Annotated in this window: 11 protein-coding genes; 8 read left to right on the top strand and 3 right to left on the bottom strand. The window is 62.9% G+C overall.

Going from position 1 to position 13,575, the window contains the following annotated elements:
- The first annotated feature begins 24 nt into the window (after positions 1–24).
- Together NKJ35_RS19270 and NKJ35_RS19265 are read left to right on the top strand one after the other, a co-directional pair.
- The gene (locus tag NKJ35_RS19270; protein WP_254817687.1) at positions 25–975 is read left to right on the top strand and encodes a carbohydrate ABC transporter permease; all 951 of its coding nucleotides are present in this window, start codon (positions 25–27) and stop codon (positions 973–975) included.
- Position 976: 1 nt separating this feature from the next.
- The gene (locus NKJ35_RS19265; protein WP_352477400.1) at positions 977–1,870 is read left to right on the top strand and encodes a carbohydrate ABC transporter permease; all 894 of its coding nucleotides are present in this window, start codon (positions 977–979) and stop codon (positions 1,868–1,870) included.
- Positions 1,871–1,959: 89 nt separating this feature from the next.
- On the opposite strand, the gene NKJ35_RS19260 is transcribed toward NKJ35_RS19265, so the two are convergent.
- Positions 1,960–2,946: an alpha/beta fold hydrolase gene (locus NKJ35_RS19260; RefSeq protein ID WP_352649199.1), complete on the bottom strand. Its 987-nt coding sequence runs from the start codon at positions 2,944–2,946 to the stop codon at positions 1,960–1,962.
- Between the two features lie 148 nt (positions 2,947–3,094).
- Between NKJ35_RS19260 and NKJ35_RS19255 the strand changes: the two genes are divergently transcribed.
- The 5 genes from NKJ35_RS19255 (at position 3,095) to NKJ35_RS19235 (ending at position 10,478) form a co-directional block, all read left to right on the top strand.
- Complete coding sequence (locus tag NKJ35_RS19255; protein WP_352649198.1) at positions 3,095–3,844, top strand: competence/damage-inducible protein A; 750 nt, start codon at positions 3,095–3,097, stop codon at positions 3,842–3,844.
- Positions 3,845–3,918: 74 nt separating this feature from the next.
- Positions 3,919–4,752, top strand: coding sequence for a universal stress protein (locus NKJ35_RS19250; protein WP_352477397.1), 834 nt, complete (start codon positions 3,919–3,921; stop codon positions 4,750–4,752).
- Between the two features lie 111 nt (positions 4,753–4,863).
- Entirely contained in the window at positions 4,864–5,364 is a 501-nt protein-coding gene (gpt, locus tag NKJ35_RS19245; RefSeq protein ID WP_352649197.1) for a xanthine phosphoribosyltransferase, read from the top strand.
- 221 nt (positions 5,365–5,585) lie between these two features.
- Positions 5,586–6,074, top strand: coding sequence for an NUDIX hydrolase (locus tag NKJ35_RS19240; protein WP_352649196.1), 489 nt, complete (start codon positions 5,586–5,588; stop codon positions 6,072–6,074).
- 645 nt (positions 6,075–6,719) lie between these two features.
- Positions 6,720–10,478, top strand: coding sequence for a vitamin B12-dependent ribonucleotide reductase (locus tag NKJ35_RS19235; protein WP_352649195.1), 3,759 nt, complete (start codon positions 6,720–6,722; stop codon positions 10,476–10,478).
- 127 nt (positions 10,479–10,605) lie between these two features.
- Here the strand turns inward: NKJ35_RS19235 and NKJ35_RS19230 are convergent, their stop codons facing one another.
- Positions 10,606–11,616 carry an MBL fold metallo-hydrolase gene (locus tag NKJ35_RS19230; RefSeq protein ID WP_254817680.1) on the bottom strand — a complete coding sequence of 337 codons (1,011 nt, stop codon included), beginning with the start codon at positions 11,614–11,616 and terminating at the stop codon, positions 10,606–10,608.
- A gap of 355 nt (positions 11,617–11,971) precedes the next feature.
- Between NKJ35_RS19230 and NKJ35_RS19225 the strand changes: the two genes are divergently transcribed.
- A complete protein-coding gene (locus tag NKJ35_RS19225) occupies positions 11,972–12,172 on the top strand; it encodes a type II toxin-antitoxin system HicB family antitoxin (protein WP_352477395.1) in 201 nt (66 codons plus the stop codon).
- A 170-nt stretch (positions 12,173–12,342) separates the two neighbouring features.
- On the opposite strand, the gene NKJ35_RS19220 is transcribed toward NKJ35_RS19225, so the two are convergent.
- On the bottom strand, positions 12,343–13,362 hold the full coding sequence (locus NKJ35_RS19220) for a GH25 family lysozyme (RefSeq protein ID WP_352649194.1): 1,020 nt from the start codon (positions 13,360–13,362) through the stop codon (positions 12,343–12,345).
- Positions 13,363–13,575: the final 213 nt, after the last annotated feature.

The raw sequence follows: 13,575 nt of genomic DNA, 5'->3' as shown, positions 1-13,575 counted from the left end.
ACGAAACCTTAGAGGAGCCGACCCATGGCCGTGACCTCCGCCGCCGTTCAGCCGCGTCCCTCGATCTTGTCTCGCATCCTGGCGACCTTGGCCGATAGCCGAAACGCGCTTGGCTTCGGCTTCATGCTGCCGGCGGCGGCACTGCTGCTGGTCTTCCTGACCTATCCGCTCGGGCTCGGCGTCTGGCTCGGCTTCACCGATGCTCGCATCGGCCGCCCCGGCATCTTCATCGGCATCGAGAATTACGAATATCTGTGGGACGACGCCGTCTTCTGGCTCTCCGTTTTCAACACCTTGCTTTATACGATCAGCGCCTCGATCCTGAAGTTCGTGCTCGGCCTCTGGCTGGCGCTTATCCTCAACCAGAACCTGCCGTTCAAATCGTTCTTCCGCGCGATCGTCTTGCTCCCCTGGGTGGTGCCGACGGTGCTGTCGGCGATCGCCTTCTGGTGGATCTACGATTCGCAGTTCTCGATCCTGTCCTGGGCGCTTATGGAAATGGGCCTGATCGACCATCGCATCAATTTCCTCGGCGATCCCGAGAATGCGCGGGCTTCGGTCATCGCCGCCAATGTCTGGCGCGGCATTCCTTTCGTGGCGATCACGCTGCTTGCCGGCCTGCAGACGATTCCGCAGTCGCTCTACGAGGCCGCCACGCTCGACGGCGCCAGCCGCTGGCAATTGTTCCGCTACGTGACGCTGCCGCTGCTGACGCCGATCATCGCCATCACCATGACGTTTTCGGTGCTGTTCACCTTCACCGATTTCCAGCTGATCTATGTGCTGACGCGGGGCGGGCCGGTGAATGCCACCCATCTGATGGCAACGCTGTCGTTCCAGCGCGGCATTTCCGGAGGCCAGCTTGGCGAAGGCGCCGCGATCGCAGTCGCCATGATCCCGTTCCTGCTGGCGGCGATCCTGTTCAGCTACTTTGGCCTGCAACGGCGCAAATGGCAGCAGGGCGGCGGAGATTGACATGACCGCGATCGAAACGAGCAAACGCCCGAAACTCGACGAAGGCGGCATGGGCTACCTGCAGAGCGTGCCGCGCCGCGTGGTGACGGTCTATCTGCCGTTGCTGATATTCGTCATCGTGCTGTTGTTTCCGTTCTACTGGATGACGATCACGGCGGTTAAGCCCAATCTCGAGATGACCGACTACGCCAATTTCAATCCGTTCTGGGTGGTGCATCCGACACTTGAGCATATCCGCTACCTGCTCTTCGAGACGTCCTATCCGGGCTGGCTGCTCAACACGATCATCATCTCGACCGCCGCCACGTTCCTGTCGCTGCTGGCTGCGGTGTTCGCTGCCTATGCGATCGAACGCTTGAGGTTCTCCGGGGCGCGGCAGGTCGGCCTCGCGGTGTTCCTCGCCTATCTCGTGCCGCCTTCGATCCTGTTCATTCCGCTGTCGGTGATGGTGTTCAACCTTGGGCTTTACGACACGCCCTTCGCTCTCATCCTCACCTATCCGACCTTCCTGATCCCGTTCTGCACATGGCTGTTGATGGGTTATTTCCGCTCGATCCCGTTCGAGCTGGAGGAATGCGCGCTGATCGACGGAGCGAGCCGCTGGCAGATCCTCACCAAGATCGTGCTGCCGCTGTCGGTGCCGGGCCTGATTTCCGCCGGCATCTTCGCATTCACGCTGTCATGGAACGAGTTCATCTACGCCTTGACCTTCATTCAGTCGTCCGAAAACAAGACTGTGCCGGTCGGCGTGCTCACCGAGCTGGTGCGCTCGGACGTCTATGAATGGGGGGCGCTGATGGCGGGAGCGCTGATCGGCTCGCTGCCGGTGGTGGTGCTCTATTCGTTCTTTGTCGAGCACTATGTTTCCTCGATGACCGGAGCCGTGAAGGAATAGCCGATATCCTGATTAGGTTCGGAGGTATTCCCGGCGGCCGGGATGCGCGGGGCGGCACCCTGCCGGCCGATACCGCGTCCGGGAGGGTGTCAGCTGCCGGTGTCGGACTTCGGCGCAAATGCGCGGTCGGCAATGCGTTCGATGAAAGCGATGACCCGTTCCGGCTCGACGAATTGCGGCATGTGGCCAAGCCCCTCGACCGGCTCGAAATCGAGCCCGCTGATCTTTTCCATCACCGGCCAGCCGTGGATATCGATGCCCAGCACGCGGTCGGAAGCACCAAACAGAATGCCGGCCGGCATGGTGATCTCACCATAGCGTTTCTCGATGCGGCCAAGGTCATGCGCGATGGCCACGACATCGGTCGCTGTTGCGTAGAAATGGCTTGGCCTCAGTCCGCACCAGCCGCCGCCCTCGACCATATAGTCGGCCGGCGCCGTCTGTGGCGCGAAGATGAAGGCCAACGTGCGTTCTGCATATTTGAGAGCCGCCGGGATCGCCATCGTATGAGCCATGATCCGGCGCCGCAGCGGCGAGTTGATGTATAGCGGGCCGAACTTCTCGCGCGCGTCCGGCTCCATATGGGTCAGCGGCGCCAACAAGGCGATGCCGGAAATCGCCTCAGGATGCTCGACAGCCAGCGTCAGTGCGATGGCGCCGCCCAGCGAATGGCCGACGATCAGCGGCTTTTCCAGTCCCAGCGCCTCGATAAAGCGCCGCACGATCTCGGCCTGCTCGGGCAGCCGCCCGCTGGCGCCCCTGGCCCGCACCGAATAACCGGAACCCGGACGGTCGAGCGCAATCAGCCGATAGTTCGGGCCGAAAATTCCGAACAGCGTGTGGCGGAAATGATGAAGCTGCGCGCCGAGGCCGTGCAGGAAGACGATCGGCCGCCCCTCGCCCGTCTCGACATAATGAATGCGGTCGCCGTCGATCTCGATGAATTTCCCGCTGGCCGGCACCAGCCTTTCGGCTTTCGCCGCGATCCGCCGTGTCGCCAGCAGAGGATAGGCTGCCACGACGAGCGCCAGCAGAACCAGCGCGCCGGGCAGCCATAGAAGAATCGGTACCGGCATGTCTTGCTCAAGGCTCCAACCGGCACGCAGCATCACCCGCCGAAGGGTCCACTACAAGGGAGGTGGCACAGGTGGATCCGTCGTTTGGCGGCATTGCCGCCGGCCGTCCACCGCGCTATCTCAGGCGACCCGTTTGCCGGAGCCTGCCATGACCGAAATCGTCACCGCCGCCATGCTCGTCATCGGCGACGAGATTCTGTCCGGCCGCACCAAGGACAAGAACATCGGCCACCTCGCCGATGTCATGACGGCGATCGGCATCGATCTGAAGGAAGTGCGCATCGTTCCGGACGAGGAAGACGAGATCGTCGCTGCGGTGAATGCGCTGCGCACCCGCTACACCTATGTCTTCACCACCGGCGGCATCGGCCCGACGCATGACGACATCACCGCCGATTCGGTTGCCAAGGCCTTTGGTGTGCCATGCGAATACGACGCCAGGGCCTACGCCCTGCTGGAGGCAAGCTATGCCGCCCGCGGCATCGAATACACGGAAGCGCGCAAGCGCATGGCGCGGATGCCGCGCGGGGCAGACCACATCGACAACCCAGTGTCGGTTGCGCCGGGCTTTCGCATCGGCAACGTCCATGTCATGGCCGGCGTGCCGGCGATTTTCCAGGCGATGCTCGACAATGTCGCGCCGACGTTGCGGGCCGGCACCAAAATGCTATCGGCCACCGTGGAATGTCCGTTCGGCGAAGGCCTGATCGGGGGGCCGCTGGGCGACATCCAGAAGGCGCATCCGGACACGATCATCGGCTCCTATCCGAAATATGGCGACGGCAAATTCTGGACGGAACTGGTGGTGCGCGCCCGCAGCCAGCAGGCGCTGGACTCCGCACGCGCCGACGTAGAGGCTATGGTGGCGGGTTTGATCAAGGCAAACAAGGCGGGCTGATCGGCGTGACGGAACCAAGCATCGCGCAGTGACGTTTGTCACGATGGGATCGCCGTAAGGAGTGAGGGACTGCCATGCGATTCAAGACCATCGTCGCCATACTGCAGAACGAACAGGACGCCGAGCGCGTGCTCGACTGCGCGATCCCGCTGGCCAGCCGGTTCCAGAGCCATCTGATCGGCATCCATGCCGAGGCGCTGCCCGTGCCCTACACCTCGGCCACCGGCTTTCCGGACACCGAGTTCCTGCAGGTTTCGGCCGACATGAACCGGGAGCGCGCCGAGAAGTTGCAGGCCGCCTTTCACAATCGCGTCGAGAATTCCGGCCTGTCGTTCGAATGGCGCAGCCTCGAGAGTTTTTCCGGCGACAGCGCGCTGACCGGCATCTCGACCGTTCGCACCGCGGACCTGATCATCGCCGCCCAGCGCGAATCGGGCAGCGACCCGAGCGCCGACGTCGACACGCTGGTCTACGACGCCGGCCGGCCGGTGCTGGTGGTGCCGCATTCGGGTCCGCTGGTGACCAGCTTCAAGCATGTGCTGCTCGCCTGGAACGGCAGCAAGGAAGCCGCGCGCGCGGCCTTCGACGCCCTGCCCTTCATCATCGAGGCCGAGAAGACGGACATCGTCGTCATCGACCCGCCGGATACGCTCGACGAGGCGCCGGAAACGGCCGGCGCGGAAATCGCCGCCTCGCTGTCCAGACACGGCGCGACCGTCAGCGTCTCGGTGCTGAGGTCCGGCGGCGCCTCGGTCGACGACATCATCCAGACCAGGGTCGCCGAAACGGGTGCGGACCTGCTCGTGCTCGGCGCCTACAGCCATTCCTGGCTGCGCCAGCTGCTGTTCGGCGGGGTGACGCGGACGGTGCTGCGCACCGCACCGGTGGCGGCTTTCCTGTCGCGGTAGCTTCACAGGGATAGCTTTCCACTCCCCTTGCCAAAGCCAAGCCTTTCCAGTTAATTCCGCGCGCATTCCATAGTGTCTGCGCGCGATGCGCGCTTTGCGGAGTGCGCGAAGATGTCCCTGCCCGAAAAAGCCTTCCCGGTCTCCTGGGACCAGTTCCACCGCGATGCGCGCGCGCTCGCCTGGCGGCTTGCCGGCGCCAACAAGGGGCAATGGAAGGCGATCGTCTGCATCACGCGCGGCGGCCTGGTTCCGGCCGCCATTATTTCGCGCGAGCTTGGCATCCGCGTCATCGAGACGGTCTGCGTCGCGTCCTACCACGACTACACCAGCCAGGGGCAGCTGCAGGTGCTGAAGGAGATCACACCAGCGCTGCTCGCCGATGATGGGGCCGGCGTGCTGATCATCGACGACCTCACCGATACCGGCAAGACGGCGGGCATCGTGCGCGCGATGATGCCCAAGGCGCACTTCGCCACCGTCTACGCCAAGCCGAAAGGCAGGCCGATGGTCGACACTTTCGTTACCGAGGTCAGCCAGGACACCTGGATCTATTTCCCCTGGGACATGGGCTTCACCTACCAGAAGCCGATCGCCGACGACCACGCCGGGTGATTCGCGGCAACGCGGCTTGTTGCAACCAGCCCGCCCAAGGCACCATCCGCGACCGACAAATGCCCACGTGATGCTCGCGCGGCCGCGCCATTTGGGCGGGACCGGCGCAAATCGGCAGAATCTCGCTGGTCCATGAAACATTTTTTACTTTTATTGCTTATAATTAGCCGTAAGATTCATGAGACGGCAAATGATTCTGGAAGCTGGGGCAAGCTTCTCCGATGTTGACGAGGCCAACGACGCACAACCATCTGGCCGAAAGGGTCCAGCGACTCTTCGGCGCGGTGCCGTCCCGCCTGCAGGTTGCAGCGTTGCCCTGGCGCGATAGCGGGGACGGCGTCGAAATCATGCTGATCACCAGCCGCGATACCGGCCGCTGGGTGCTTCCCAAGGGCTGGCCGGAAGCGAAGGAGCCGCTTTGCGAAGCGGCGGCGCGCGAAGCCGGCGAGGAGGCCGGGCTGCGCGGCACGATCTCGCATCACGAGGCCGGCCGCTATTTCTACGCCAAGGTGCTGGATTCCGGCGAGGAAGTGCCGTGCGAGGTTCTGGTGTTCCCGCTGCAGGTCGACAAGGTCGCCGACCGGTGGAAGGAAAAGCGGGCACGCACCCGCAAGTGGGTCACCGCCGCCGAGGCTGTGGGCATGGTGCATGAACCGGACCTTCGCCAGATCATCGCCCATTTCTGCGCCGATCCACGCCGGTTCTCCTGAGCCCGAGCGGCGCATAGCCGCGGTCAGGTGCCGCGAACGCCATCGCCGAAGCACCTCCGCGCGGCGCCGAACCTTCCTCGCTGCGCTCCGCTTCTATCCCCGTTATCCACATATGTGACACACAAGATGTTGGGGTCATAAAAGCTACGCAAACGAATCCTTGACGGCGCAAAACGAGTCGCCTTTTATAGGCCATGCGCTCCTGTTGAGAGTGCGACCGGAAAAGTTTCGAGGCCGGTCTTTTTCCCGGAATATGTGCGTTTTGATCCGCATTCCCGCCTGTTTACGAGGCCGGCGGAGGCGTGGGATTTTGAAGCCTTGGGGGCGAAAGGGGAGGATTGTCGGACTTGAATAAATTGTCTGTTAATACTATATTTAGTGTTTGCAGATAGGTTCGACGCTAGATAATGTGAATTTCCCTCGACCGAGGGTGTTACAAAAAGTTTTCAGTTTTGAGGGACCCACAGGGTCCGTGAGCGCGTCGGACAGCGGCCTCGCAAGAGGTCCGACCGGCAGGGCGGCGGAGACTGTGACGATGAGAGCCGGGGTTTTCGAACGCCGGCAGACGGCGGCCATGCGTGTTTCGTCAAGAGGGCAGAAATCCTCTGGGAAAAGCGCTATATGTAGACAAAAGGGACCGGACCAATGCGCATCGAGCGTCGTTTCACCAAGCCAGGGCAATCAGCCTACGCGGAGATCGAATTCCGCAAGGCGCTTTCCGAGATCAAGAATCCGGATGGCTCGGTGGTGTTCCGCTTGGACAACATCGACGTGCCGGCGCAGTTCTCCCAGGTTGCCGCCGATATCCTGGCGCAGAAATATTTCCGCAAAGCCGGCGTGCCCGCACGGCTGAAGAAGGTCGAAGAGACGCAAGTTCCCTCCTTCCTGTGGCGCTCCGTCGCCGACGAGGCTGAACTGGCCAAGCTGCCGGAAGCCGAGCGCTACGGTTCCGAGACCGACGCCCGCCAGGTCTTCGACCGGCTTGCCGGCACCTGGACCTATTGGGGCTGGAAGGGCGGCTACTTCAAGTCGGAGGAAGACGCGCGCGCCTTCCGCGACGAGCTCGCCTATATGCTGGCCACCCAGCGCGTCGCGCCGAATTCGCCGCAATGGTTCAACACCGGCCTGCACTGGGCCTATGGCATCGACGGTCCGAGCCAGGGCCATTTCTATGTCGACCCATTCACCGGCAAGCTGACCAAGTCGAAGTCTTCCTACGAGCATCCGCAACCGCATGCCTGCTTCATTCAGGGCGTGCAGGACGACCTCGTCAACGAGGGCGGCATCATGGATTTGTGGGTGCGTGAGGCGCGCCTGTTCAAATATGGCTCCGGCACCGGCTCGAACTTCTCGTTCCTGCGCGGCGAAGGCGAAAAGCTGTCGGGCGGCGGCCGCTCGTCGGGGCTGATGAGCTTCCTCAAGATCGGCGACCGCGCGGCGGGCGCCATCAAGTCGGGCGGCACGACGCGCCGCGCCGCGAAAATGGTCATCGTCGACGCCGACCACCCCGATATCGAGGAGTTCATCGACTGGAAGGTCAACGAGGAGCAGAAGGTCGCCTCGCTGGTCACCGGCTCGAAGATCGTCAAGAAGCATCTCGAAGCGATCATGAAGGCCTGCATCAACTGCGAAGGCAATGGCGACGATTGCTTCGATCCGGCGGTCAACACCGCGCTGAAGCGCGAGATCAAGGCGGCCAAGAAGGACGCGGTGCCGGAGAACTACATCTATCGCGTCATCCAGTTTGCCAAGCAGGGCTACACCTCGATGTCGTTCAAGACCTACGACACCGACTGGGATTCGGATGCCTATCTCACCGTTTCCGGCCAGAATTCCAACAATTCGGTGTCGCTGAAGGACGATTTCCTGCGCGCCGTCGAGCAGGACGGCGACTGGCATCTCACCGCCCGCAAGGACGGCAAGGTGCTGAAGACGCTGAAGGCGCGCGATCTCTGGGAAAAGATCGGCTATGCCGCCTGGGCGTCGGCCGATCCGGGCCTGCATTTCAACACGACGATGAACGACTGGCACACCTGCGCCTCGGCCGGTGCGATCCGGGCGTCCAACCCGTGCTCGGAATACATGTTCCTCGACGACACCGCCTGCAATCTGGCCTCGATCAACCTACTGCCCTATCGCAACGCCGACGGCACCATCGACATCGCTGCCTACGAGCACACGGTGCGGCTGTGGACCATGGTGCTTGAAATCTCCGTCATGATGGCGCAGTTCCCGTCGAAGGAGATCGCCAAGCTTTCCTACGAGTACCGTACGCTCGGCCTCGGCTACGCCAATATCGGCGGCCTGCTGATGACCTCGGGCATTCCTTACGATTCCGACGAGGGCCGCGCCATTTGCGCCGCCCTCACCGCGATCATGACCGGCACCGCCTATGCCACTTCGGCTGAAATGGCCGCCGAGCTCGGCGCCTTCCCCGACTACGACCGCAATGCGCAGAACATGCTGCGTGTCATGGGCAACCACCGCCGCGCGGCCTACGGCGAAAGGGACGGCTACGAGAAGCTTGCCGTCAACCCGGTGCCGCTGGTCGCCTCGGATCTCAAGCAGCAGGAGCTTGCCGACCATGCCAAGGCCGCCTGGGACCGCGCCATCGAGCTTGGCGAGGAGCATGGCTACCGCAACGCGCAGGCAACGGTGATCGCACCGACCGGCACGATCGGCCTGGTGATGGATTGCGACACCACGGGCATCGAGCCTGACTTCGCGCTGGTGAAATTCAAGAAGCTCGCCGGCGGCGGCTATTTCAAGATCATCAACCGCGCCGTGCCGGAAGCGCTGCGCACGCTCGGCTATTCCGAGGCCCAGATCGCCGAGATCGAGGCCTATGCCGTCGGCCACGGCAATCTCAACCAGGCGCCGGACATCAACCCCGGCTCGCTCAAGGCGAAAGGCTTTACCGACGAAAAGATCGCCGCACTCAATGCGGCATTGAAGTCGGCCTTCGACATCAAGTTCGTCTTCAATCAGTGGACGCTGGGCGCCGACTGGGTGAAGGAGACGTTCGGCTTCACCGACGAGCAACTCAATGATTTCTCATTCGAGATGCTGCCGGCGCTGGGTTTCTCGAAGAAGGACATCGAGGCCGCCAACATCCATGTCTGCGGAGCGATGACGCTGGAAGGCGCGCCGTTCCTGAAGGCCGAACACCTGCCGGTGTTCGACTGCGCCAGCCCGTGCGGCAAGATCGGCAAGCGCTCGCTGTCGATCAACAGCCACATCATGATGATGGCGGCGGCACAGCCCTTCATTTCCGGCGCCATTTCCAAGACCATCAACATGCCGAACGACGCGACGGTGGAAGACGCCAAGGGCGCCTACATGCTGTCGTGGAAGCTGGCGCTGAAGGCCAACGCGCTCTATCGCGACGGCTCGAAGCTGTCGCAGCCGCTCAACGCCTCGCTGCTTGCCGACGTCGAAGACGACGAGGACGAAGCGGTCGAGCAGCTGATCGCAGCACCGGCCGCGCAGCGCGCCGTGCAGGTGACCGAGAAGATCGTCGAGCGCGTCGTCGAGCGTCTCTACCGTGACCGCGAGAAACTGCCGAACCGCCGCAAGGGCTATACCCAGAAGGCGGTCGTCGGCGGCCACAAGGTCTATCTCAGGACCGGCGAATTCGATGACGGCCGCCTCGGCGAGATCTTCATCGACATGCACAAGGAAGGTGCCGCCTTCCGGGCGATGATGAACAACTTCGCCATCGCCATCTCGCTCGGCCTGCAATATGGCGTGCCGCTTGAGGAATTCGTCGAAGCCTTCACCTTTACCAAATTCGAGCCGGCCGGCATGGTGCAAGGCAATGACGCCATCAAGAACGCCACGTCGATCCTCGACTATGTGTTCCGCGAACTCGCCGTCTCCTATCTCGGCCGCCACGACCTCGCCCATGTCGACCAGTCGGATTTCGACAAGACCGCACTCGGACGCGGCATCAACGAAGGCAAGGCGACGCCCTTCTCCAAGGGGCTGACCCGCGGCGCCTCGCCGGTCAAGCTGGTGTCGGGCATGAGTGCCGAGCCCAAGGGCTTTGCGGGCTCCGGAACTCCAGTCCGTACCGCCCCGACTGCCTTCTCCGGCTCCAACGTGCTGACGCTGAAGCCGGCCAGTGACGAGGCCATCGCCTACAAGCGCGACTACGAGGAGCGCGCCAGGGAACTGGTCGAGGACATCGTCTACGCGGAAGCCTCCGACCCGACGGAGCTGTTCACCGACGAGGCCGCGAAAGAAGCAGCCGAAGCCAAAGCGCTCGCCGCCAACCGACGCCAGCAATCATTGATGCAGGGCTACACCGGCAACGAATGCTCGGAATGCCATAACTTCACGATGGTGCGGAACGGGACTTGCGAGAAGTGCGATACTTGCGGGGCTACGAGCGGATGTAGCTGAGATAGCTGATAGGCAAGTTCATCGCTTGGAGGTGGGTTGACGGCAACCCACCTCTAACGGCCAAAGCTCGCGACGTTGCTCGTGCGGTCGTTCAAACGCTGTGCTCGGCCCTAACCCAATACGCGGGTCAGTAGTCCCAGACAGCCGGCACGCAACGAAAGACATCGCCGTCCACCGCCACATGGCAGATAGACGGGAACGGCAGGTGAGTGGCCACCAGCGGCTCGCGGGTCGCCGCCAGCTCCCGCAAAAGATTGATCCGGACGCGGGCCGCCTCCTCGGGGTCGTGTTCGAAGCCGTTGTGCCAGTCGGGTTGGTCGAACCCGACCTGGAACACGGCGTCGCCGGCGAAGGTCAGCCGATCGCCGCCGGACGCTAGGCGGACCACGCTGTGCCCGGGGGTGTGGCCGCCGGTGAGCGTGACGACCACCCCCGGCGCCACCTCATGCTCCGTCTCAAACGGCCGCAACTGGCTGTGGTAGTCGTTCACGAACCGCTTGGCCGCCCGCCGCAGCGCATCCGGGAACCCCGTTGGCATGGAGACGCGGGAGAAATCGGGCGACTCCCAGAACTTGAGCTCGGCGGCCGCCACGTGAATCCGCAGATCCGGACGCAGCCGGTCCTTCACCCCGTCGATGAGGAGCCCGCCAATGTGGTCCATGTGCATATGGGTCAGCACCACGTCGGTGACGGATGCGAGATCGATGCCGGCGGCCTCCAGTCGCGAGACCAACCGCCCGGCCCTCGGCAAGTGCAAGTCCGGGTCCATCCCCAGCCCGGCGTCCACGAGTATGGTCCGGTCGCCGCTGCGTACGACGACCACGTTCAGCGGCCACTCGAGCACGTCCGGCGGCAGGAACATGTCGTCCAGCCAGGCCGCCCGGAGGGCCGGGTCGACGTTATATGCCATAACCGGCGCTGGTATCGGCAGCACTCCATCGCTGACCACCAGCACGTCGATGTCGCCGACCTGCAGCGCGTAGCGCGACGGAACCAATTCGGGCTCCGGTCTACCGTTGCTGTGCTTGGCGTTCAGGCTGTCGGCGCAGTGCTGGATCGAGGGGTGTGAAATGTTGTCCAAGCTCATGTTTGTCTCCTGCTGACCAGTCGTGCGGGTTTTTGTTTCTGCCTGGGACATGATGCGCTCCTGTTTTGCGTGATCGAGACGTGTGGGTCACAAGCCACGTCGGGGACCCTATGGGGAAGCGTGTCGGCTATCGAGCTACACCTGAGGATGGGTCAGCCTGTGCTCTCAGTGGACCGCAGCGAGGATTTGGTGGTGAAGAGGCTGGCATGCGGGAGTAGACGCTCTCGCCCACCGAACCGCGCCCCGCACTCAGCGTTGACTCGAAGCCGTCCTCAATATCCGTGACGATGTGCTCATTAGAGCAGGAAAGATCTCAGGAGGAGCTGCTGTTCAACTACGTCGGTGTAGATGATCGGCCGCTAGCCATAATGACATTTCCAACCGAAGAGGTCGCGCAATGCGTTACGTGGCAGTCATCGAAAAGCCGGAAACAATTTTTCCGCTTAGCTGCCGGACCTACCCGGCTGCATTGCGATCGGTGCTCGAGGTGGAAAAACCGAAATTCGCGACGCAATACGCTTTCACATCGAAGGCCTCGCGCGCCGATGGACTGGATGTGCCCAAAGGTGTCAGCCTGGCGGAATATGCGGAATATATTGAGGCGTAAAAGCTGCGCCTCCCCTTCTCCCCTTGTGGGAGAAGGTGGCCGAGCGAAGCTCGGTCGGATGAGGGGTGCTCCAGCTTGGCACGGCGGCACTCCGTCCAACACCCCTCATCCGGCTCGGCGCTGCGCGCCGATCCGCCTTCTCCCACAAGGGGAGAAGGCAAGAGCTGCCGCTACTCCGCCTCCGCTACCATCTGCCGGCCGCCAACCCAGTCGCGCCATGCCCGCTCATCGCCATGGAACACGTTGAGGTCGATGCGGCCCCTTACCCCGTGCGACAGGCCGGAGCCGGAATATTGCCAGAACAGCCATTTGCGATCGGGATAGACCTTTGACGGATGCGCCGCCACGGCGCGCAGCCAGAACGGATAATCGGGGAAGGCGCCGCGCAGATTGTCGCGGTAGAAGTCGGGCGCGGTGTAGATGATCGGGCGCTGGCCGTAGTAGCGCTCGAGCTTGTCCATGAACACCTGCATCTTTTCCAGCACCTTTTGCCGCGACGGGCGGCGCTTGCAGCTGGATTCGCCGTTCCACTCGACGTCGATCACCGGCGGCAGCGCGCCCTCGACCCTCGGCACGTTGCGGATGAACCAGTCGGCCTGCTCGCCGGCGGTGCGGCACCAGTAGAAGAAGTGATAGGCGCCGCGCTTCAGGCCGGCAGCGTCGGCATTGCGCCAGTTCCTAGTAAACATCGGGTCGAGATGATCGCCGCCGTCGGTCGCCTTGATGTAGGCGAAGTTGGCGCCCTGGGCGCGCAGCTTTTGCCAGTTCACATTGCCCTGCCAGCGTGAAACGTCGACGCCATGGACGGCAAGGCGCCTCGGCGACGAGGACTTACCGAAATTGATCGGCTTGGCGTCGCGAAAACCATAGCGCGTGACCGGCTCGGCAAGCATCGCCGGTGCTGCGCGTGTCAGCCGCTTCGGCGGCGACATCAGCGCGATGACCTCGGCCGGCGGTTCGACGTCCTGATCGGGTACGTCCATCGCGACCGGCTGTTCGTCCTGCTCCTGTTCGGCAAAAGCGGGCGCAGCATCAGTTTTCGCCACGGACGCCACCGGCGCGGGTGGCCGCACAACCGAGCTGGTGGTCTCGCTGGACGGCACTTGCAGCGCATCGACGCCGGAGGTCGACGTACAGCCGGCAAGGCACAGCGCTGCGATCGAAAAGATGACGACGCCGGATATACGCATCTGGACCTGTACGCAAAACACAACAGACCGAAGGCAGGACAACGCCGCCGGACAAACCAAGCTGGATTCCTAACAAGAAACTACCAACAAAGTTTGAATCGAATTGTTAGGGGTTTGCATCGGCACGTTCGCCCGGACGGGGTGCGCTTTCCCCCAACGTTCGGCCACATGGCTGCCTCGCAATCCCGCTTGACAACTCACGACATGAGATTA

It is taken from the genome of Mesorhizobium sp. M0136 (assembly GCF_040322515.1).
Classification (GTDB): domain Bacteria; phylum Pseudomonadota; class Alphaproteobacteria; order Rhizobiales; family Rhizobiaceae; genus Mesorhizobium.
Note: the sequence above shows the minus strand (reverse complement) of the source record. Positions and strands in the feature narration are given on the sequence as shown.

Bases quoted from the DNA above. Each gene is read 5' to 3' on its own strand.
- NKJ35_RS19270 (WP_254817687.1), top strand. From the start codon at position 25: ATGGCCGTGACCTCCGCCGCCGTTCAGCCGCGTCCCTCGATCTTGTCT.
- NKJ35_RS19265 (WP_352477400.1), top strand. From the start codon at position 977: ATGACCGCGATCGAAACGAGCAAACGCCCGAAACTCGACGAAGGCGGC.
- NKJ35_RS19260 (WP_352649199.1), bottom strand. From the start codon at position 2,946: ATGCCGGTACCGATTCTTCTATGGCTGCCCGGCGCGCTGGTTCTGCTG.
- NKJ35_RS19255 (WP_352649198.1), top strand. From the start codon at position 3,095: ATGACCGAAATCGTCACCGCCGCCATGCTCGTCATCGGCGACGAGATT.
- NKJ35_RS19250 (WP_352477397.1), top strand. From the start codon at position 3,919: ATGCGATTCAAGACCATCGTCGCCATACTGCAGAACGAACAGGACGCC.
- gpt (WP_352649197.1), top strand. From the start codon at position 4,864: ATGTCCCTGCCCGAAAAAGCCTTCCCGGTCTCCTGGGACCAGTTCCAC.
- NKJ35_RS19240 (WP_352649196.1), top strand. From the start codon at position 5,586: ATGTTGACGAGGCCAACGACGCACAACCATCTGGCCGAAAGGGTCCAG.
- NKJ35_RS19235 (WP_352649195.1), top strand. From the start codon at position 6,720: ATGCGCATCGAGCGTCGTTTCACCAAGCCAGGGCAATCAGCCTACGCG.
- NKJ35_RS19230 (WP_254817680.1), bottom strand. From the start codon at position 11,616: ATGTCCCAGGCAGAAACAAAAACCCGCACGACTGGTCAGCAGGAGACA.
- NKJ35_RS19220 (WP_352649194.1), bottom strand. From the start codon at position 13,362: ATGCGTATATCCGGCGTCGTCATCTTTTCGATCGCAGCGCTGTGCCTT.